15 protein-coding genes are annotated in these 21,281 nt (G+C 60.7%); 6 read left to right on the forward strand and 9 right to left on the reverse strand.

The window, feature by feature from the left end:
- Nucleotides 1-117 precede the first annotated feature (117 nt).
- Complete coding sequence (locus FBY01_RS09695; protein ID WP_145307321.1) at nt 118-2,115, reverse strand: alpha-1,4-glucan--maltose-1-phosphate maltosyltransferase; 1,998 nt, start codon at nt 2,113-2,115, stop codon at nt 118-120.
- A 208-nt stretch (nt 2,116-2,323) separates the two neighbouring features.
- Here FBY01_RS09695 and FBY01_RS31520 point away from each other — a divergent pair, with 208 nt between their 5' ends.
- Nucleotides 2,324-2,491, forward strand: coding sequence for a hypothetical protein (locus FBY01_RS31520; RefSeq protein ID WP_167362284.1), 168 nt, complete (start codon nt 2,324-2,326; stop codon nt 2,489-2,491).
- 10 nt (nt 2,492-2,501) lie between these two features.
- On the opposite strand, the gene FBY01_RS09700 is transcribed toward FBY01_RS31520, so the two are convergent.
- Nucleotides 2,502-3,014, reverse strand: coding sequence for an MgtC/SapB family protein (locus FBY01_RS09700; RefSeq protein WP_010459923.1), 513 nt, complete (start codon nt 3,012-3,014; stop codon nt 2,502-2,504).
- 125 nt (nt 3,015-3,139) lie between these two features.
- On the opposite strand from FBY01_RS09700, the gene FBY01_RS09705 reads away from it, so the two are divergent.
- From FBY01_RS09705 to mapR, 3 genes are all read left to right on the forward strand, one after another.
- A complete protein-coding gene (locus FBY01_RS09705; RefSeq protein WP_145307323.1) occupies nt 3,140-3,373 on the forward strand; it encodes a DUF3203 family protein in 234 nt (77 codons plus the stop codon).
- Nucleotides 3,374-3,569: 196 nt separating this feature from the next.
- On the forward strand, nt 3,570-4,997 hold the full coding sequence (ccoG, locus tag FBY01_RS09710) for a cytochrome c oxidase accessory protein CcoG (protein WP_145307325.1): 1,428 nt from the start codon (nt 3,570-3,572) through the stop codon (nt 4,995-4,997).
- A 130-nt stretch (nt 4,998-5,127) separates the two neighbouring features.
- Nucleotides 5,128-6,537 carry a GntR family transcriptional regulator MpaR gene (mapR, locus tag FBY01_RS09715; protein WP_010459917.1) on the forward strand — a complete coding sequence of 470 codons (1,410 nt, stop codon included), beginning with the start codon at nt 5,128-5,130 and terminating at the stop codon, nt 6,535-6,537.
- Nucleotides 6,538-6,688: 151 nt separating this feature from the next.
- On the opposite strand, the gene FBY01_RS09720 is transcribed toward mapR, so the two are convergent.
- From FBY01_RS09720 to tpx, 7 genes are all read right to left on the reverse strand, one after another.
- Nucleotides 6,689-7,435: an SDR family oxidoreductase gene (locus FBY01_RS09720; RefSeq protein WP_010459916.1), complete on the reverse strand. Its 747-nt coding sequence runs from the start codon at nt 7,433-7,435 to the stop codon at nt 6,689-6,691.
- 135 nt (nt 7,436-7,570) lie between these two features.
- Complete coding sequence (locus tag FBY01_RS09725; RefSeq protein ID WP_145307327.1) at nt 7,571-9,670, reverse strand: bifunctional diguanylate cyclase/phosphodiesterase; 2,100 nt, start codon at nt 9,668-9,670, stop codon at nt 7,571-7,573.
- A gap of 207 nt (nt 9,671-9,877) precedes the next feature.
- On the reverse strand, nt 9,878-11,359 hold the full coding sequence (locus tag FBY01_RS09730; RefSeq protein WP_010459914.1) for an efflux transporter outer membrane subunit: 1,482 nt from the start codon (nt 11,357-11,359) through the stop codon (nt 9,878-9,880).
- Nucleotides 11,356-14,463 (reverse strand): efflux RND transporter permease subunit, encoded by a 3,108-nt coding sequence (locus tag FBY01_RS09735; RefSeq protein WP_145307329.1) that lies wholly within the window; start codon nt 14,461-14,463, stop codon nt 11,356-11,358. The genes FBY01_RS09730 and FBY01_RS09735 overlap by 4 nt, the downstream gene beginning before the upstream one ends.
- The gene (locus FBY01_RS09740) at nt 14,460-17,564 is read right to left on the reverse strand and encodes an MdtB/MuxB family multidrug efflux RND transporter permease subunit (protein WP_145307331.1); all 3,105 of its coding nucleotides are present in this window, start codon (nt 17,562-17,564) and stop codon (nt 14,460-14,462) included. Before FBY01_RS09740 ends, FBY01_RS09735 begins: the two co-directional genes overlap by 4 nt.
- Nucleotides 17,561-18,877: an MdtA/MuxA family multidrug efflux RND transporter periplasmic adaptor subunit gene (locus tag FBY01_RS09745; protein WP_145307333.1), complete on the reverse strand. Its 1,317-nt coding sequence runs from the start codon at nt 18,875-18,877 to the stop codon at nt 17,561-17,563. Before FBY01_RS09745 ends, FBY01_RS09740 begins: the two co-directional genes overlap by 4 nt.
- Before the next feature lie 444 nt (nt 18,878-19,321).
- Nucleotides 19,322-19,822, reverse strand: coding sequence for a thiol peroxidase (gene tpx / locus FBY01_RS09750; protein ID WP_010459910.1), 501 nt, complete (start codon nt 19,820-19,822; stop codon nt 19,322-19,324).
- Between the two features lie 495 nt (nt 19,823-20,317).
- On the opposite strand from tpx, the gene FBY01_RS09755 reads away from it, so the two are divergent.
- Nucleotides 20,318-20,743, forward strand: a complete 426-nt coding sequence (locus FBY01_RS09755) for a YciI family protein (protein ID WP_145307335.1) — start codon at nt 20,318-20,320, stop codon at nt 20,741-20,743.
- Nucleotides 20,744-21,064: 321 nt separating this feature from the next.
- On the forward strand, nt 21,065-21,277 hold the full coding sequence (locus FBY01_RS09760) for a hypothetical protein (RefSeq protein ID WP_145307337.1): 213 nt from the start codon (nt 21,065-21,067) through the stop codon (nt 21,275-21,277).
- Nucleotides 21,278-21,281: the final 4 nt, after the last annotated feature.

Below are 21,281 nucleotides of genomic sequence, written 5' to 3' on the forward strand. Positions count from 1 at the left end.
GAAGCAGTCGCAAAACCTGTAAATCAGTTGACCCTGAAAAAATAGGGCCGCTGCGCGCCCCAGCGGGAGCAAGCTCCCTCGCCACAAAAGTTCATCCCATCGCAAATCTGGGGGTCTTCAAGAAGTTGTGATTCGCCAGATACCGAACGGTTGATGCGCCGGGTCGATTCGCATGAACTGATACTTGCCGTACCAGGTCCAGCGATGGCCGCTCATCAAGTCTTCACCCTCAGTGCTGGCGTCATCGGGCAAGCCCATTTCCCAAAGAGGCAATTCAAAATTCGCTTCCTGGACGTTATGCGGATCGAGGCTGACGGCCACCAGAATGAAGTTGCTGCCATCTGCGCTGCGTTTGCCGAAATACAGAATGTTGTCGTTCCACGCGTTGTAGACCTTCAGGCCCAGGTGCGTGTGCAGTGCCGGGTTTTGCCGGCGGATGCGGTTGAGCTGGGCGATCTCTGCGATAATGTTGCCCGGCGCGGTAAAGTCCCGTGGGCGGATCTCGTATTTCTCGGAATTGAGGTATTCCTCTTTGCCCGGTACCGGCGCGGCTTCACAGAGTTCGAAGCCCGAATACATGCCCCACAGACCCGAGCCCATGGTCGCCAGCGCCGCGCGAATGAGAAAGCCGGCGCGTCCGGATTCATGCAGAAACGCGGGGTTGATGTCCGGCGTGTTGACGAAGAAATTCGGCCGGTAGCATTCGCGCCATGGCGACTCGTTGAGTTCGGTGAAATAGGTCGCCAGTTCCCGCTTGGTATTGCGCCAGGTGAAGTAGGTGTAACTCTGGGAGTAACCGACCTTGCCCAGCCGCGCCATCATCGCCGGCGTGGTAAAGGCCTCCGCCAGGAAGATCACCTCGGGATACAACGCCCGCACATCGGCGATCAGCCATTGCCAGAACGGCAGCGGCTTGGTGTGAGGGTTGTCGACACGAAAGATCTTCACGCCCTCTTCGACCCAACCGACCACAATGTCCCGCAGCTCGACCCACAGGCTGGGAATTGCATCGCTGGCATAGAAATCGACGTTGACGATGTCCTGGTACTTTTTCGGCGGATTCTCGGCGTATTTGATCGTGCCGTCCGGGCGCCAGTTGAACCAGCCCGGGTGCTGTTTGAGCCACGGGTGATCCTGGGAACACTGGATCGCGAAATCGAGGGCAATTTCCAGTCCGTAATCCGCCGCCGCCGCCACCAGTCGACGAAAGTCTTCGCGCGTGCCGAGCTCGGAGTGAATCGCCTCGTGCCCGCCCTCTTCGCTGCCGATGGCATACGGGCTGCCCGGATCGTCGGGGCCGGCGCTCAGTGAATTGTTCGGGCCCTTGCGGAAGCTGCGACCGATTGGATGAATGGGCGGGAAATACAGCACATCGAAACCCATGTCCTGAATCATCGCCAACCGAGCATGCACGTCGTTGAACGTGCCGTGACGGTTTGGGTCGTCGGTGATCGAGCGCGGAAACAACTCATACCAGCTGGCGAACTGGGCGAGCTCGCGCTCGACGTCCAGCGGAAATTCAGGACTGAGGCTCAAGTAGGCACGGTGATCGGCCTGAGCCATCAGGTCCGCACTGCGTTGGTGCAGAAACAAGGTGACTTGTTCCGCTTCGAGCAACCCGGACAGTTCATGGTGCAACGCCGCCAGGTCTTCGCTCAGCGGCCCTTCCGAGCGCTCGGCCGCCTGTTTCACCTGATTGCGCCCTTCCTGCAACTCCAGGCTGATGGGCACGCCGGCAATGTGTTTCTTCTCGATCTCGTATAGAAAGCTGGCGTACTGATCGATCCAGGCTTCGATACAAAAGACGTAGCGGCCTTGATCCTCAACGCGGAACTGCCCTTCCCAGCCGTTATTGCCGAGTTCGGTCATGACCTCGCTCTGCCAGGCCTCGTCGCCGTCGGCACGCCAGCGTATGCGCACGGCCAGTTTGTCGTGGCCGTCGGCGAACACTTTGCTGGTCACCACCACGTCCTGGCCCACCACGGCCTTGGCCGCGAACTGCCCGCCATCCAGGGTCGGCATGACGCTTTCAATCGCGATGCGCGGCAGCAGTAGCGCCTGTGACAGTGGCATATGAGGGTTGTAGTTCAGCTCTGTCGGTTTTTCAGCAGTCATCGAGCATCTCTCCTTAACGCCCCATGGACGCTCTTGTGTCTGGTCGTCTTTCACACGAAACCCGTCGGGCCCGAAATGAACTCACTTAGGTTCCGAGCGACAAGCGCGGGGAAAAGTTCACGCCCATTTGCTGCGGAATCAAATCCCTCGCGTGACGGTCAACTCACTTAAGCACGACTTACGCCATGTGCCACTGGAGGCTTCAACGATGAGTATTCCAATCCCTGCCGAGACACCTGATCCGAACATCGACACCCCGACCATTCCACCGACCGAACCGCAACCGGTGCCTGAGAAGGAACCGCCTGGCACTACGCCGCCACCCCGGGAAGAACCACCGAGCACGATGCCGCCGGTGATCGTCTCGCCTGAGTGACGATGGCGATCTAGGGCCGTTCCTGCTCGTCTTTGTCCCTGTCGAGCATTTGCACGATCCTCGGCATCACGCTGAAAATCGCCAACGCCAGCAGCGTACTAAACACCGCCGTCGCCTCGCGGCCCAGCCCGGCCGAGACACCGATGGCGGCGGTCAGCCATAAACCGGCGGCGGTGGTCAGGCCTTTTACGTGGCCTTCATCGCCCTCCTGGTTTTTCAAAATGGTGCCGGCGCCGAGGAAGCCAATCCCGGCGATCACGCCTTGCACCACCCGGCTCATGGCATCGGCCTGGGAGCCGGACATCTGTGGCACCAGCACAAACAACGCAGCTCCCAGCGCTACGAGCATGTGCGTACGCACACCGGCGGCCTTGCCCTTTTGCTCACGCTCGAAACCCAGAATGCCGCCCAGGATCGCAGCCATCAGTAATCTCACGGTTATACGCGTCAGTTGTGACGCATCGCCGATGTCGGCGAACTCCGCTTGCAGCGTTACCCAAACCTCATGCCACCAGGCGTTCATGGTGCAATCCTTGTGATTGATCGTTATGGGAGGATGGACCGCGCCGACCATTAATCAGTTGCACAGAACGATGTCCGTCGGATGCGCCCTAACAGTTTAGAACCCGCTAAAAAAAGGACATCGCCATGACTGTGCGCATCGAAAACCAGACCTGCTTCTTCATCACCGAGAACGGCGAAGAAATTCGTCTGTGCCCCGACGTCACGATCATCACCGACTCGGAAAAAGCCATGTCGGCGGTGGAACTCAACGGCCAACGCGTGTACATCACCGAAGCAGAAGCCGATGCATTGACCGTAGCAGGCGCAGTGGACGGCCGTAAGCATTTGAAGGCTACCGACAGTGATTCGGTGATTTGACTGACCCCGATCAACAAGCCCCGCAAGCGCCTGATATAGGCGTCTGCGCCCTGCTGTGACGGGGTGCATCAAGTTGTCGCAGGCAGCGGATCAATCCCCATCTGATCCGCTTTTTATTGCAATACCTGAGTCTGTTATGCAAACAGATCGCTGGTCATAGTGCTCATGCCTGATGGAGGCTGATGAGCGAAAGACCATGAGCGAAAGAATCCCCGTCCGAATCGTAGAACCTGCCTCATTTATAAAAACCGAGCCTTTGCGTCCAAAGATAAAGGCCAAGTCCAGCGACAACCTGATTCACACCCGCAGCTTCACCGGCCTGTTCCGCACATTGCGCCTGAGCGGTGCGGGCGTTCTGTTTTTGCTGTTCTTCGGCACCGTGTGGCTCAACTGGGGTGACCGTCAGGCGGTGCTCTGGGACCTTTCCGAAAGCAAATTCCACATCTTCGGCGCAACTTTCTGGCCCCAGGACTTCATCCTGCTTTCGGCGCTGCTGATCATCGCCGCGTTCGGCCTGTTCGCAATCACCGTGTTCGCCGGCAGGGTCTGGTGCGGTTACACCTGCCCGCAGAGTTCCTGGACCTGGATCTTCATGTGGTGCGAGAAGATCACCGAAGGCGAACGCAACCAGCGCATCAAGCTGCAAGCCGCGCCGTGGGGCCTGAACAAACTTATTCGCCGCTCGGCCAAGCACACACTGTGGCTGGCCATCAGTCTGCTCACCGGGCTGACCTTTGTGGGGTATTTCACGCCGATCCGGCCCTTGGCCGAAGAGCTGCTGACCTTGCAGATGGGCGGTGTCAGTCTGTTCTGGGTGCTGTTTTTCACCGGCGCGACTTACATCAATGCCGGCTGGCTGCGTGAAGCGGTGTGCATGCACATGTGCCCGTATGCGCGATTCCAGAGCGTGATGTTCGACAAGGACACCTTGACCATTTCCTACGACGTGGCCCGTGGTGAAAACCGTGGCCCGCGCAAACGCGAGGTGAAACCGGCCGAGGTGGGGCTGGGTGATTGCATCGATTGCCAGCTGTGCGTGCAGGTCTGCCCGACCGGGATAGACATACGCGACGGCTTGCAAATGGAGTGCATCGGCTGCGCGGCGTGTATCGACGCCTGCGATTCGATCATGGACAAAATGGGCTATGCCCGTGGCTTGATCAGCTATACCTCGGAGCATGAGTTGCAAGGGGGCAAGACTCATCTGCTACGGCCGCGGCTGATCGGTTACACCGCGGTGCTGCTGGTGATGATCGGCGCCCTCGCCCTGGCGTTGGTCGAGCGGCCGATGGTGTCGCTGGACGTGAGCAAGGACCGCGGCCTGTTCCGAGAGAACAGCCAGGGGCAGATCGAAAACATCTACAGCTTGAAGGTCATCAACAAGACCCAGCTGCGTCAGGACTATCGGCTGAGCCTGGTGGACGGCGAAGGCTTCGTGCTGCAAGGCAAGACCGAGCTGAGCCTGGCGCCGGGTGAGATTGTCGATGTACCGGTGTCAGTGGCCATGACCGCCGAACGCCCCAGCAGCAGCTCGCAGACGATCAGTTTCAAGATTGTCGACAGTGACGAACCGGACATCTATAGCGTGGCCAAGAGCCGGTTTGTTGCGCCGATGAACCGTTGATCCCTTAGACTGCGGTGCTGCCATTCGCGGGCAAGCCTCGCTCCTACGGTTTCGTGCTGACTGTTGGAGCGGTGCTTGCCCGCGAAGAAGTCACCTCGATTTCACTGAAAAACACCAATCCAGGCACTCGATGAAACGCTACGAAAAATTCGCCGAAGACATCGCTGAACTGATTCGCTCCGGCGTCCTGGGCCCTGGCCAACGCGTGCCGTCGGTGCGCTATGCCAGCCAGACTTACGGGGTCAGCCCGTCCACGGTATTCCAGGCCTACTACCTGCTCGAACGCCGTGGCCTGATCCGCGCCCGGCCGCGTTCCGGCTATTTCGTCAACGCGCACGCGCCGAGTCCGTTCTCGGAGCCGGTGATCAGCAGCCAGGTCAATGAATCCACCGAAGTCGACGTCAGCGAGCTGGTGTTTTCGGTCCTCGACTCGATCAAGGACCCGACCACCGTGCCCTTCGGCTCGGCCTTTCCCAGCCCGACCCTGTTCCCGTTGCAGCGCCTGTCCCGCTCCCTGGCCAGCGCCGCACGGGACATGGACCCGCGCATGGTCGTCACCGACATGTCGCCGGGCAACCCGCAGCTGCGGCGCCAGATTGCCCTGCGCTACATGGTCGGCGGCCTGATGTTGCCGATGGAAGAACTGCTGATTACCAACGGCGCGCTGGAAGCCCTGAACCTGTGCCTGCAAGCGGTCACCGAACCCGGCGACCTGGTGGCCATTGAAGCGCCAGCGTTCTATGCCTGCCTGCAAATCCTGGAACGGCTGAAACTCAAAGCCGTCGAGATCCCGGTGCACCCGCGCGACGGTATCGACCTGGGCGTGCTCGCGCAAACCCTGGAGCGCCACCCGATCAAGGCCTGCTGGTGCATGACCAGTTTCCAGAACCCGATGGGCGCGACCATGCCCGAGGCGAAGAAGCAGGAGCTGGTCGAGCTGTTGCGCAGCCACCAGGTGCCGCTGATCGAGGACGACGTCTACGCCGAACTCTATTACGGCCAGCAGGCGCCGAAACCGGCCAAGGCGTTTGATACCGAAGGGCTGGTGATGCATTGCGGTTCCTTCGCCAAGAGCCTCGCCCCGGGCTACCGCATCGGCTGGGTCGCCGCCGGGCGATATGCGCAGAAGATCGAACGGCTGAAACTGATGACTTCGCTGTGCGCCTCGATGCCGGCCCAGGCCGCCATCGCCGATTACCTGCAACACGGCGGCTACGACCGGCACCTGCGCAAACTGCGCTACGCCCTGGAAGAACAGCAAAGCGCCATGCTCGCCGCCATCGCCCGCTATTTTCCGGCGCAGACACGTGTCAGCCAACCGGCCGGCGGCTACTTCCTGTGGCTGGAACTGCCGCCGCAGATGGATTCGTTGAAGTTGTTTCAGATGGCACTGGCGCAAGGCATCAGCATCGCGCCGGGGCCGATCTTTTCACCGACGCAGCGGTTCAGGAATTGTATCCGGCTGAATTATGGCAGCCCGTGGACCGAGGATTCGGAGAAGGCGATGGAGACGTTGGGGCGGATAGTGCGGTCGTTCTGAAGCGTTGATGTCGTTTGGGCTACCGTCATCGCGAGCAGGCTCGCCCCCACAGGAATTTAGTGTCGTTCACAAATACTGTGTTCACATCAATCCACTGTGGAAGCGAGCCTGCTCGCGAAGGGGCCGGGCCGGACAATACAAATCTTAAGGATTAACGCCCACCGCCCAGGTCGACAAAAGTCCCGGTCGCATAAGAAGCCTTGTCCGACAGCAACCAGATAATCGCCTCGGCCACTTCGTCCGGCCGTCCACCGCGGGCCATCGGGATCGCCGATTCCAGCTTGCTGACCCGATCCGGATCACCGCTCAGCGCATGGAAGTCGGTGTAAATAAAGCCTGGCCGCACCGCGTTGACGCGAATGCCTTCGCCCGCCACTTCCTTGGACAGGCCGATGGTGAAGCTGTCCAGCGCGCCTTTTGACGCCGCGTAATCCACGTACTCGTTGGGTGAACCCAGACGCGAGGCTACAGAGGACACATTGACGATGCTGCCGCCCTGCCCGCCATGCTTGGGCGACATGCGCATGATCGCGTGCTTGGCGCAGAGGATCGGTGCCAGGACGTTGGTCTTGAGCGTTTTGAGAATGCGGAACTCGGACATTTCGTCGACGCGGGATTTTTGACCCACGGTGCCGGCGTTGTTCACCAGCGCCGTGACGCGACCCAGTTCGGTGTCCACGCGGTGGAACAGACTGATCACTTCGTCTTCGATGCTGACGTCGGCACGCACGAGAATGGCTTGAGCGCCCAGAGCCCGAACTTGCTCCAGGACGCTTTGTGCAGCCGATTCGTCGGACTGATAGTTGATACAGACCCGATAACCAAGCCCTGCAGCCAACAGCGCGGTTGCCGCGCCGATACCACGGCCGCCGCCGGTGATGACAATGACTTTGTCCATGTTGACTTCCCCTTCACGCGTAAGCAATCGGGGGCAAGAATAACCTCCATTGCCGGCTTTTGCATGGACTCACATCAACTGAACTCGCCAACGCTGTGTGCATTGGGGTCTCTGTAGACGCCGTCCCCCTCACGATCAGGCAGGCTCGACAGCGGCCACAGGCACCCATCGTTCACCACGGACGATGTCGGCCATGAAGCGATCCGCCGGCAGCGGGTGCCCGAGCAGGTAGCCCTGCAACGAATCGCAACCGAGTTTGGTCAGGAAGTCTTGCTGGACACCGGTCTCGACGCCTTCGGCGACAATGCGCAAACCCAGCGCCTGGCCGAGCGCGACGATGGCGGACACGATGGCGGCGTCGTCACTGTCGTGTTCCAGATCGCGGACAAAACCGCGGTCGATCTTCAGCTCATTGGCCGGCAGGCGCTTGAGGTACATCAAGCTCGAATAACCCGTGCCGAAGTCATCGATGGACAGATCGACGCCCATGTCCGAAAGTTCCTGAAGCACCGTCATGCTCGCATCGGCATCGCTCATGGCGGTGGTTTCGGTGATTTCAAGGGTGAGGCTGTTGGCCGGCAACTGATGCCGGGCCAAGGCGTTGGAGACGCTCTTGACCAGGCCCGTATGGCAGAACTGCAACGCCGAGAGGTTCACCGCAATGCGCCAGTCGGTGTAGCCGAGCACGTACCACTCGCGCATCTGGCGGCAGGCTTCGTTCAGCACCCATTCACCAATGGGAATGATCAGCCCGGTCCTTTCCGCCAGCTCGATAAACTTGTCCGGCAGCAGCATGCCCTGGGTCGGATGCTCCCAACGCAGCAACGCCTCAGCACCCACCGGACGACCATTGCCGGCGTCGAACTTGGGTTGGTAATAGAGGCTGAACTGCTGCTGATCGAGGGCATTGCGCAAATCCTGGAGCAGTTGCAGCTGTTTGCGCGCGTTGCTGTTCATCGAGGCGTCGAAGAAGCTGTAGCCATTTTTCCCGGCGCCCTTGGCGTGGTACATCGCAGCGTCGGCGTTCATCAGCAATTCCTGGGCGGTCTGGCCGTTCCCCGGGTACAGCGCGATGCCAAGGCTGGCGGAAATCTGCAGGTCTTGCTCGGCGACCCGGAACGAACTGCCGATCAGCCCGACCTGCCGCGCGGCGACGTTCAGCGCGTCATTTGGCTCGCTGAGGCGTACCAGCAGGACGAATTCATCGCCGCCGATCCGCGCCAAGGTGTCCTGACTGCGCATGTCTTCGCGCAGACGTAAACCGACCTCGCGCAGCAACTGATCGCCCATGTGGTGGCCGAAGGCATCGTTCACCGGTTTGAAGCCGTCGAGGTCGATAAACATCAGCGCAAAGCAACCGCCCTGCTCCTGAACCTTGGACATGGCCTGTTCGATACGGTCGGCCAGCAACATGCGATTGGGCAACCCGGTCAGGGTGTCGTGCAGGGCCAGTTGGGTCAGTTCGCGATTGGCTTGCGTCAACGAGCGCGCAAGATCCGCGGTACGGGCTTCCAGACGCGCATCGAGAACCGAGGTCAACAAGGCGATGCTCAACACCGCAAGCGTGGTGATCAGCACCAGGTTGTCGAGGCCTTTGCCGTTCAAGCCGCTGAGGGCGGCGCCACAGAAACTGCCGTCCGGGAAGCGTGCTGCGGCCATGGCGGTGTAATGCATGCCGACGATGGCCAGGCCCATGATCACCGCCGCACCGGCGCGAAACAGGCCTACATACGGGGTGTGCTGGCGCAGGCGGAAGGCGATCCATAACGCGGCGCCGGAAGCACCGACGGCGATAAGCAGCGATGCACCAAACAGCGTCGGGTCGTAATCGATGCCCGGCTGCATGCGCATGGCCGCCATGCCGGTGTAATGCATGGCACTGATCCCGGCGCCCATGATCAGCGCGCCGAACGCCAGTTGCCAGGACGGCAACCGGGGCTGACTGACCAGCCACAGGGCAAAACCGCAGGACAGGATCGCGGTCAGCAGCGACAGGGACGTAAGGCTGAAGTCGTAACCCAGATCGATGGGCAAGGTGAACGCGAGCATGCCGATAAAGTGCATCGACCACACACCCACGCCCATGGCAAAGGCGCCGCCCGCGGTCCAAAGGAACACGGCACGGCCCTTGGCGGTGGCAATGCGTTCGGTCAGGTCGAGCGCGGTATAGGAGGCGAGAATCGCTACACAGAGCGAAATGATTACGAGTGTGGGGGAATAGCTACCGATCAGCATGTGACTTCTCGCGATCGCCCCCCGTACTGCTTCCGTTCTCGGCAGGGCAAATCGGGCGATTGTACTGATTGCGCAAAAGAACGCACTGACAAAGTAATCAAATGGCCATCAACCCGATGAAACGCTTGTTTGATCGCTCCAAAGGCTCAAGTTGATCGTTCCCGAACTCTGCGTGGGAACGATCAACAAAGGGGTTGGGGGTCAGGGCTATTTGTTCTCGCTGACTTGAAGCGCCCCGTCCCAACCACCGCCCAGCGCTGCAATCAACTGCACACTGGCGATCAAGCGGCTCTGTAACAGACTCAAAACGTTACGTTCGTTATTCAACGCCGTGGCCTGGATGACCACCACGTCCAGGTAAGCAATCAATCCGGCCTTGTATTGATTTCGCGTCAACCGCAGGGATTCACGCGCAGCATCCAGTGCTTCCTGGCGCACGCCGGCTTCGTCTTCCAGCACCTTGAGCTGCACCAGATAGTTTTCCACCTCGCGGAAACCATCGAGCACGGTCTGGCGGTACTTGGCGACCGTTTCGTCGTAGGCCGCTTCACTGCGATCGACCTCGGCCGAACGCTGGCCGCCATCAAACAGGGTCATGGCCAGTTGCGGCCCTACCGACCAGAAGCGGTTCGGCACGCTGATCCAGTTGGCATAGGTGCTGCTGCTGTAACCGCCGTTCAGGCTCAGGGTCAGGTCCGGGTAGTAGGCGGCCTTGGCCACGCCGATGTTGGCGTTGGCCGCCATCACCGAACGCTCGGCGGAAGCGATGTCCGGGCGACGCTCGAGCAGCTGCGACGGCAGGCCCAGCGGCACTTCAGGCAATGCCGGGATGGTCTTGGTTTCGGCCAGGCTGAACTCGGCGGGTGGTAGCCCGATCAGCACGGCGATGGCGTTCTCGAACTGGGCACGCTGCCAGATCAGATCGACCATGTCCGCCTGGGTGCTTTTAAGCTGGGTCTGCGCCTGGGCCACCGCGTCCTTGCCGGAGACACCGGCGCGGTACTGGTTTTCGGTCATCTTCAGCGAGCGCTGATAGGCCTCGACGGTCGCTTCCAACAGGCGTTTCTGTTCGTCGATCACCCGCAATTGCAGGTAGTTCTGCACCAGCTCCGATTGCTGGCTCAGGCGCATCGCTGCCAGGTCGGCGAAGCTGGCTTCGGCGTTGGCAGTGTCGGCTTCCAGGCCTCGGCGCAATTTGCCCCAGATATCCGCCTCCCAACTGACCCCGGCCTGCGCAGTGTAGGTGTCGCGAATCCCGCTGGAGGAACTGGTCAGGCTCGAACTGCTGCTGCCGGTGCCCTGGCTGGAACGATTTTTCCCGACTGTAAGGTCCACCGTCGGAAAAAACGCGCCCCGGGCACTGCGCACCAAGGCTTGGGCCTGACGGTACTGGGCTTCAGACTGGGCGACAGTCTGGTTGGAGCGGTTGAGTTTTTCGATCAGGCCGTTGAGCTGCTGATCGCCATACAACTCCCACCAGGCACCACGGGCCAGTGAATCACTCGGGCTGGCCTGACGCCAGCCGGCGGCTTCCTTGTATTGCACCGGCGCGGCGGCTGGCGGGCGCTGGTAGTCCGGGCCGACAGCGCAAGCGCTGAGCATCGCCACGCACAGCGCCAGGCTCAACAAACGCGAGCCCCGGGCGGCTGCCAGTGGCGTGGCCAGATTGATAAGCGAACGGTCAGTCATAGCGGAGTTTCCAGAGCAGCATCGGTACGCACGCCACGCCATTTGTTGAAGCGATGGCGCAGTTTGTCGAGATAGAGGTAAACCACCGGGGTGGTGTAAAGGGTCAGCACCTGGCTGAAAATCAGCCCGCCGATGATGGTCAGGCCCAGCGGCTGACGCATTTCCGCGCCTTCGGCACGACCCAACAGCAACGGCAACGCGCCGAGGATCGCCGCCAGGGTGGTCATCAGAATCGGCCGCAGACGTTGCAGACAGGCACTGCGAATCGACTCCAGCGGCGCCAGGCCCTGCTGGCGCTCCAGTTGCAGCGCGAGGTCGATCATCAGGATGGCGTTTTTCTTCACCACGCCGATCAGCAGGAACAGCCCGAGCAACGAAATCAGGCTGAATTCGCCCCCCAGCGCGTAGATCGACAGCAACGCGCCAACCCCGGCTGACGGCAATGTCGACAAAATGGTCAGCGGATGAATGTAGCTTTCATACAGCACGCCCAGCACCAGATAGACCGCCACCAGCGCGCCGAGAATCATCCACGGCTGGCTCTTCTGGGTGGCGGCGAAGGCATCGGCGGTGCCGGCCATTTTCGCAATGACATCTTCCGGCAGGCCCACCTTGGCAACTGCGCGCTCGATGGCGGCGCTGCCCTGCTCCACCGTGACGCCTTCCGCCATGTCGAAGGCAATGCTTTCGGAGGCGAACTGGCCTTCATGGCTGACCCGGTCATCTTCCAGACTGTTTTCATAGTGCGCGATGGTCGACAGCGGAATTCTCGCGCCGTCAGCGGTGATCACTTGCACCTGCTTGAGCGTGATCGGGTCCTGGGCGTATTTCGGATTGACCTCCATCACCACTTGGTATTGGTTGAGGCTGTCGTAAATCGTCGAGATCTGCCGCTGGCTGTAGGCGTTGTTCAACACTGAGGTGACCATGTCCATGTCGACTCCCAAGCGTTTCGCCTGATCGCGGTCGACGATCAGCGTTACTTGCTGGGCGCCCCGACCTTCACGGGCATCGATCGCCGTCAGCTCTGGCAACGCTTTCAAAGCGGCGACGACTTTCGGGTACCACTGGCGCAATGCGCCCAGATCACCGCTTTGCAAGATGTAGGAATACTGCGCCGTGGTCTGTTCACGCCCCCCGCCGAACTGCAAGTCCTGGTCCGCCATCAGCATCAACTGCGCACCAGGGACCTTGGGCATTTCCTTGCGCAGGCGCTCGATGACTTTCTGCGCGGAAATGTTGCGTTCCTTGATCGGCTTCAAGCGCACCAGCATGAAGGCGTTGTTGGTGCCGCTGGTGCCGCCGATGAACCCGGCGACGCTTTGCACCGCATCGTCCTTGAGCACGGCACGGCGGAACGTTTCCATTTTTGGCTGCATGACGCTGAACGACAGACCGTCGTCGCCGCGCACGAAACCGATGAGCTGGCCGGTATCTTGTTGCGGCATAAACGTTTTAGGAACAACGATATACAACGCAATGTTAACGCCGACTGTCACGATCAGGCTGAGCAAGGTCAGCCGGCGGTGACGCAGCACCCAGTCGAGGCTGGTGGCGTATTTGCCGACCATCCACTCGTTGGCCCGCTGGCTCCAGCGCTGCAAACGGTTTTCCTGCCCCGGCGTGTGCGGCTTGAGCCAACGGGCGCAGAGCATCGGCGTCAGCGTCAGCGAGACCACCAGCGAGACCACGATGGACGCCGCCAAGGTGATGGAAAACTCACGGAACAGGCTTTCGACAATCCCGCCCATGAACAGGATCGACAGGAACACCGCCACCAGCGAGACGTTCATCGACAGCAACGTGAAGCCGACTTCCTCAGCGCCGAGGTAGGCGGCCTTCATCGGCGGCACGCCTTCATCAATGTGCCGGGAAATGTTCTCCAGCACCACGATGGCGTCGTCCACCACCAGCCCGGTGGCCAGGATCAGCGCCATCAGCGACAGGTTGTTCAGGGAGAACCCGTACAGGTACATCACCGCAAACGTGCCGACCAGAGACACCGGCACCGCCAAGGTCGGAATCAGCGAGGCGCGGAAGTTACCGAGGAACAGGAACACCACCAGAATCACCAGCGCCACGGCGATCAGCAGGGTCATTTCCGCTTCGTGCAACGTCGCCTTGATCACCGGCGAGCGGTCCATCGCCAGGTTCAGCTTGACGCTGGCCGGCAGCACCGCCTGCAACGCCGGCAGCTGAGCCTTGATTTCGTTGACCGTCTCGATGATGTTCGCACCGGCCTGGCGGTTGATCACCAGCAGCACCGCCGCGTCATTGTTGAAGAAGCCGCTGTTGTAGCGGTCCTCGACGCCATCGCTGACCTTGGCCACGTCTTTCAGGCGCAATGCCGCGCCGTCGGCGTAGTGGATGATCAGCGATTCGTAATCCTTGGCCTTTTCCAGTTGATCGTTGGCCTGCACCTGCCACAGCCGCTGGCCGTCTTCGACCGAGCCCTTGGGCCGGCGCACGTTGGCATTGGCGATGGTGTTGCGCACATCGTCCAGGGCCACGCCGTACTGGTTGAGCGCCTGGGGTTCGAGTTCGATGCGCACCGCTGGCAGGGAGCTGCCGCCGATCTGCACCTCACCGACGCCCTGCACCTGGGACAGGCTCTGGGACAGGATCGTCGAGGCCAAATCATAGAGCTGGCCTTTTTCCAGCACGTCGGAGGTCAGCGACAGCACCATGATCGGCGCCTGGGACGGGTTGACCTTCTTGTAGGTCGGCATGCTGCGCATCCCGCTCGGCAGCAGGTTGCGCGAGGCGTTGATCGCCGCCTGCACTTCCCGGGCCGCACCGTTGATGTCACGGTCGAGGTCGAACTGCAAAATCACCCGGGTCGAGCCCTGGCTGGAGCGGCTGCTCATGGTGTTGACGCCGGCGATGGCGCCGAAGGAGCGTTCCAGCGGCGTGGCCACGGTCGAGGCCATAACCTCAGGGCTGGCGCCGGGCAAGCTGGCCTGGACCACGATCACCGGGAAATCCATCTGCGGCAACGGCGACACCGGCAACAGGCCGAAGCTCACGCCGCCCAGCAGCATGATCGCCAGGCTCAGCAGCATGGTCGCGACCGGCCGCTTGATGAAAGGTCCGGACAGGTTCATGGCTGCTCTACCGCTTCCGCGGCTTCAGACTTGCGACCCCAGCGCCGACCGAGACGGTCGAAATACAGGTAAATCACCGGCGTGGTGAACAACGTCAGCACCTGACTCAGCAGCAAACCGCCGACCATCACCAGGCCCAACGGCTGGCGCAATTCAGCGCCGGAACCGGTGGCCAGCATCAACGGCACCGCACCAAACAATGCCGCCAGGGTAGTCATCAGGATGGGCCTGAAACGCAGCAGCGCCGCTTGATAAATCGCGGTTTCCGGGTCCATGCCCTGATTGCGCTCGGCGTCGAGGGCGAAGTCGATCATCATGATCGCGTTCTTTTTCACGATGCCGATCAGCAAAATGATGCCGATGATCGCGATCATGCCCAGGTCATTGCCGCTCAACAACAACGCCAGCAAGGCGCCGACCGCCGCCGAGGGCAAGGTCGAGAGAATGGTGATCGGGTGGATGTAGCTCTCGTAGAGCACGCCAAGCACGATGTACATGGTCACCACCGCCGCCAGAATCAGCAGCAAGGTGCTCGACAACGATGCCTGGAATGCCTCGGCGGCACCCTGGAACTGGGTCTGCACGCCAATCGGCATGCCGATGTCTTTCTGCACTTGTTCGATGATTTCCACCGCGTGCCCCAGCGCCACGCCGGGTGCGAGGTTAAAGGACATCATCACGGCCGGGAATTGGCCGATGTGAGTGATCGCCAGTTGCGCCTGACGCTCCTCGATGCGCGCCAGGCTGGACAGGCGTACTTGCCCGCCGTCGGTGGTCTTGACGTGAATCTGGTTCAGCGCATCCGGGCCGATCTTCTCGCCGGACTGCGATTGCAGCACCACGCGGTATTGGCTGGCCTGGGTGTAAATGGTGGAAATCTGCCGCTGGCCGAAGGCGTCGTACAGCGCATCGGTGATGTTCGACACCGATACGCCGACCCGCGACGCTGCATCGCGGTCAATCACCAGATAGACCTGCAAGCCCTTGTCCTGCAAGTCGCTGGCGACGTCGGTCAACTCCGGGCGTTGCGTCAGTGCGTCCACCAGACGACCGCTCCACAGGCTGAGCAACTCGGAATCTGGCGACGACATGCTGAACTGGTATTGCGTGCGGCTGACACGGTCTTCAATGGTCAAGTCCTGCACGGGCTGCATGAACAGGCGAATGCCGACCAGCTTGTCCAGTTCCGGTTGCAGACGGGCGATCACTTCGGTGGCGCTCAGGTCGCGGTTGCTGTGGGACTTGAGGTTGATCAGCAGGCGACCGCTGTTGAGCGTCGAGTTGTCGCCGTCGACACCGATGTAGGACGACAGGCTCTCCACCGCCGGATCGGCCAGGATCACCTTGGCCAGTTCCTGCTGCCGCTCGCTCATCGCGGCAAAGGAAATCGACTGCGGCGCCTCGGAAATGCCCTGGATAACGCCCGTGTCCTGCACCGGGAAAAAGCCCTTGGGCACGATCAAATACAGGAACACGGTCAGCGCCAGGGTGCCGATGGCAACCATCAGCGTCAGCGGTTGATGCTTGAGAACCCACTTTAACTTGCGGCCGTAAGCCGCGATCATCCAATCAATTGTCGCGCCGCTGGCCCGGTAGAAACGGCCCTGTTCTTCTTCCTTGGGTTCACGTTTCAACAACCGTGCGCACATCATCGGCGTCAGGGTCAGCGACACGACCAGGGAAATCAGGATCGCCACCGCCAGGGTGATGGCGAATTCGCGGAACAAGCGCCCCACCACGTCCGCCATGAACAACAGCGGGATCAGTACCGCAATCAACGACAGGGTCAGGGAAATCAGGGTAAAGCCGATCTGCTTGGCGCCCTTCAGCGCCGCATTAAGGGGACTGTCCCCTTCTTCGATAAACCGGGAAATGTTTTCCAGCATCACGATCGCATCGTCCACCACGAAACCGGTGGCGATGGTCAGGGCCATCAAGGTCAGGTTGTTGACCGAGAAACCGGCGAGGTACATCACGCCGAATGTGCCGATCAACGACAGCGGTACGGCCACCGACGGAATGATCGTGGCGCTGAACCGGCGCAGAAACAGAAACGTGACCATGACCACCAGCGCGATGGCGATCAGCAATTCGTGCTGCACATCGGTGACGGAGGCGCGGATGGTCTGGGTGCGGTCGGTGAGGACCGTGACGTCGAGGCCGGCCGGCAGGTTGTCGGTGATGCTCGGCAACAAGGCCTTGATACGGTCGACCACCTCGATAACGTTCGCGCCGGGCTGACGCTGAATGTTCAGCAACACCGCCTGGTTTTCATTGGCCCACGCCGCCAGGCGTTCGTTCTCGGCGCCGTCGACAATCTCGGCCACGTCCTTGAGGCGCAGCGGCGCACCGTTGGCGTAGGCCAAAATCAGGTTGGCATAGTCTTTCGGCGACGTCAGCTGGTCGTTGGCATCGAGCATCGAGACCCGGGTCGGGCCGTCGAAGTTGCCCTTGGGCTGGTTGACGTTGGACGCGCCGATCAGGGTGCGCACATCCGACAGGTTCAAGCCATTGGCCGCCAACGCCTCCGGGTTGACCTTGATCCGTACCGCCTGGCGCTGGCCGCCGGCAATGCTGACCATGCCGACGCCGCTGATCTGGGCGATTTTCTGCGCCATGCGGGTATCGACCAAGTCGTTAAGCTTGGGCAACAGCATGGTTTTGGAGGTGATGGCCAGGGTCAGCACCGGGGTGTCCGCCGGGTTGACCTTGTTGTACACCGGCGGTGCCGGCAGGTCCTTGGGCAGCAGATTGGTCGCAGCGTTGATCGCGGCCTGCACCTGCTGTTCGGCGACGTCCATGTTGATGTCGAGGCTGAAACGCAGGGTCAGCACCGACGCGCCACCGGAACTGGTCGACGCCATCTGAGTCAGGCCGGGCATCTGCCCGAACTGACGCTCCAGCGGCGCGGTCACGGCGCTGGTCATGACATCCGGGCTGGCGCCGGGATACAGCGTCATGACGCGGATGGTCGGGTAATCCACCTGAGGCAATGCCGACACCGGCATTAGCCGATAAGCAATCACGCCGGCCAGGATAATGGCCAGCATGCTCAGCGTGGTGGCGACCGGGCGAAGGATGAACAGCCGCGAGATGTTCATGCGCCGCCCTTTTTCGCCTTGTCGGTGGTCGCCGGCTCAGCCGAGCTGGCTGCCGACTTGCCTTGCAGGTGCCCGGTCGGGGTGGTCGGCACGTCCTTGGTGTCGTTGACTACCTCCACTTCGCTGCCTTCCTTCAGGCGGTCAGTGCCTTCGAGGACCACACGGTCCCCAGGCGCCAGGCCTTCGGTAATCACCGTGTTTTCACCGTCACTGGCACCGACTTTCAACTGGCGGATCGCGACTTTCTTGTCACCGTCCAAGGCGTAGACGAAGGTGCCGTTAGTGCCGAACTGAATCGCCGCCGATGGCGCGAGCACCACGTCTTTCAAGGTGTCGGCGAGCAGGTGGACGTTGACGAACTGATTGGGGAACAGCGCCTGATCACGGTTCTCGTAGCGCGCCTTGAATTTCAGGGTGCCGGTGGTCACGTCGATCTGGTTGTCCAGGCTCTGCAACACACCGGTGGCCTGCAACTTGGTGTCACCACGGTCCCAGGCTTCGGCCGGCAATTTGGCGCCGGTGCGGTAGCGTGCCAGGACGATGTCGAGGCTGTTTTCCGGCAAGGTGAAGGCGACGCTGATCGGTTGGGTCTGGGTGATGATCGCCAGCGCCGTGGTGTCGTTGGCCGCCACCAGGTTGCCGACGTCCAGCTGCCGCAGACCCACGCGCCCGGTTATCGGGGCGCGGATCCTGGTGAATTCGAGATTGAGCTTGGCGTCGTTGACCGCCGCCTGATTGGTCTTGACCGTGCCCTGGTACTGGGCGACCAGTGCTTCGGCGGTGTCCAGGGTTTGCTTGGCGATGCTGTCTTCCTTGAACAGGCCGCGATAACGCTCGACGTCGACCTGCGCGTTTTTCAGTTGTGCCTGGTTCTGCAGCAGCGTGCCTTCGGCCTGGAGCAAGGCGTTCTGGTAAGGGCGCGGATCGATTTCAGCCAGCAGGTCGCCGGCCTTGACCATCTGCCCTTCTTCGAAGGAAATCTTCATCAGTTCGCCGCCAACCCGACTGCGCACATTGATGGTGTTCAGTGCGGTAACGGTGCCCAGTGCCTTGTAGTACAGCGGAAAATCACCCTTTACCGCCGGCGCCACGCGCACCGGGATCGGTCCGGTCGCCCCGCCGAAGCCAGGACGCATCCCCCCCGACTTGCCGGTGTGGCCGGCCACGGCTTTCGGCGCAGCTCCGTCCTTATTGGCAGTGCCGGCGGGCCAGAATTTCCAGCACAGGCCCGCGATGACCAACAGGACAAGCAGGCCGAGCAGCCAGCGACGAGGATTACGGGAAGCGGAGGATTGCATGGAATGATCAACCATTGGGCGCGTGAGCTTCTTTCTACGGGAGGCTGAACGATAAGCACTGGTGGGCATTAAGCAAAGCGCCTTTACCGGCAATTTACCTTCGGCTTACGTAACAGGAGATTTATCTAAGACACTGAAGCACAAATGAAAACGGCCTGGACAGAGGGGGCGTTCTCAGCTAATTACCCCGCCGCGCCGGATCTGCTGTTGTGCAGGGCAAGACGCGAGAAGCGTGGTTTGGTCATTCCAAATAAGCTTCGAGCAACGCAGCCCTGCACAACAGCAGGCCCGGCCCTTCGGGTTGTGCCTTAAAGCGGGCCAGCCTGCGTTGCAGGCCTTGGAAAGGGAACAACCATTCCCAGCGGCCTGCGCCTTGCCTGGCCCGCTTTAAGGCGACAACGCGGCGGGGAAATTAACTGAGAACGCCCCCTCAGGCCGTTAACAATTGTAAAAGTAACCTTATTTCAGAACGGCGAGTGCCGCTTCGTAGTTCGGTTCTTCAGCAATTTCCTTGACCAGTTCGCTGTGCAGAACGTTGTCGTTTTCGTCCAGTACCACGACGGCACGGGCGGTCAGGCCTTTGAGCGGGCCGTCAGCGATGGCCACGCCGTAGTTCTCGATGAACTCGGCACCGCGCAAGGTCGACAGGTTCTGTACGTTTTCCAGGCCTTCGGCGCCGCAGAAGCGAGCTTGAGCGAACGGCAGGTCAGCGGAGATGCACAGCACCACGGTGTTGGCGATGTCGTTGGCCTGGGCGTTGAACTTGCGTACCGAAGTGGCGCAGGTCGGGGTGTCGACGCTTGGGAAGATGTTCAGCACTTTGCGCTTGCCGGCGAAGTTCGCCAGGGTCACGTCGGACAGATTGCCGGCAACCAGGGAAAAGGCTGGCGCCTTGGAACCGGCTTGTGGCAGTTGGCCGTTGACTTGAACCGGGGAGCCTTTAAGAGTGACTTGAGCCATGAACGGAGTCCTTCTGACGTTGTTGTGGAGAATTTTGAAGAGGCCGAAGTTAACCACGAAATGGCCCGACGACCTATGCCCGGATACAAATTGTGAAGTGTCGCCCCCTAAACTGGATACAACTCTTCCAAACGACACAGAAACCTGTAGGAGCGAGCCTGCTCGCGATAGCAGACGAACATTCAAAATGGATGTCGATTGGTACACCGCTTTCGCGAGCAAGCTCGCTCCCACAGGGTCGAATGCGTGCCCACTGTCTCAGCAACCGCAGCATATTATGGTGCCGCGCCTCGAAAATCCGGCACATATCAACGCACCAGCGACAGCCGAACAGTTCGTGCAGCCGGTGTACAGCGTACCGCCCTCTCCCGCCTTCACCCGGCGTTCAAGATGAAAGGCAGCCACCGCCTCTACATTTCACACATTGCCTGTCGATTCGGCTCACGCCCATTCGACTAGACAGTGAATCACCCACCCTCCAGCGGAGTTAAAAACATGCGATTCATGATCATTGTGAAAGCCAGCCCGGACTCCGAGGCCGGTGTGCTGCCCACCGAGGAACGGATGACTGCGATGGGCAATTACAACGAGGAACTGACCAAGGCCGGCATCCTCATCGACTGCGACGGCCTGCAACCAAGCAGCAAAGGCGCCCGGGTGCGTTTCTCCGGCGAAAAACGCACGGTCATCGACGGCCCGTTCGCCGAAACCAAAGAGCTGATCGCCGGTTACTGGATTTGGGAGGTCAAGTCGAAAGAGGAAGCGATCGAGTGGGTCAAACGCTGCCCCAATCCGATGCCGGGCACCGAAGCGGAGATCGAGATCCGCCCTATATACGGAGCGGAAGATTTCGGCGAGGAATTCACTCCGCAACTGCGTGAGCAGGAAGAACGGATACGCGAGCAGATGAAAAAGCGCTGAACATTGCAGGGGTTAAGCGTCCAGCGCCACCTCATCAACACCTTTCTCGGGCAAGTCGATCACCACACCGCGTTCTCTTGCAGGTGCCAGGCTTGCCCGCGATGGCTTTTCTGCCACATCACCCAAGCCTCAGGTTTGCATTCAATTTCAATGCACAAAAAATACCGAAAACCTGAACAAACATCCAAAGCCCCCGTCCGGCTGGCGAATCCGACGTTAGCTGCTAACTTCAACAAACATGTCATACAGGCTTGATAGGAAAGAGATTACGCAGCAGTGGCAACCGCGACACAACTGCCTTTCGGTAAATAGGAGTCTCGTATGCACTGTGCAATTCGCTTGGCCGGCTACAGCCTGATGACCATGTTCGTCAGTTGCGGCGTCGGTGCCCAGGACCTCGATACCCAAATCCGCAAGGCTGCGCTGGAAAACAGTCTGCCGGCCCAAGAAGCGATCCTTTGTTTCTACACGGGCTCTATGGCGATCGCCCCCCCATCCCGTCCGGTACTCGACGCCGTCACAGCGGTGAAATGACGCC

The sequence above is a fragment of the Pseudomonas sp. SJZ077 genome (genome assembly GCF_007993905.1).
Classification (GTDB): Bacteria; Pseudomonadota; Gammaproteobacteria; order Pseudomonadales; family Pseudomonadaceae; genus Aquipseudomonas; species Aquipseudomonas mandelii.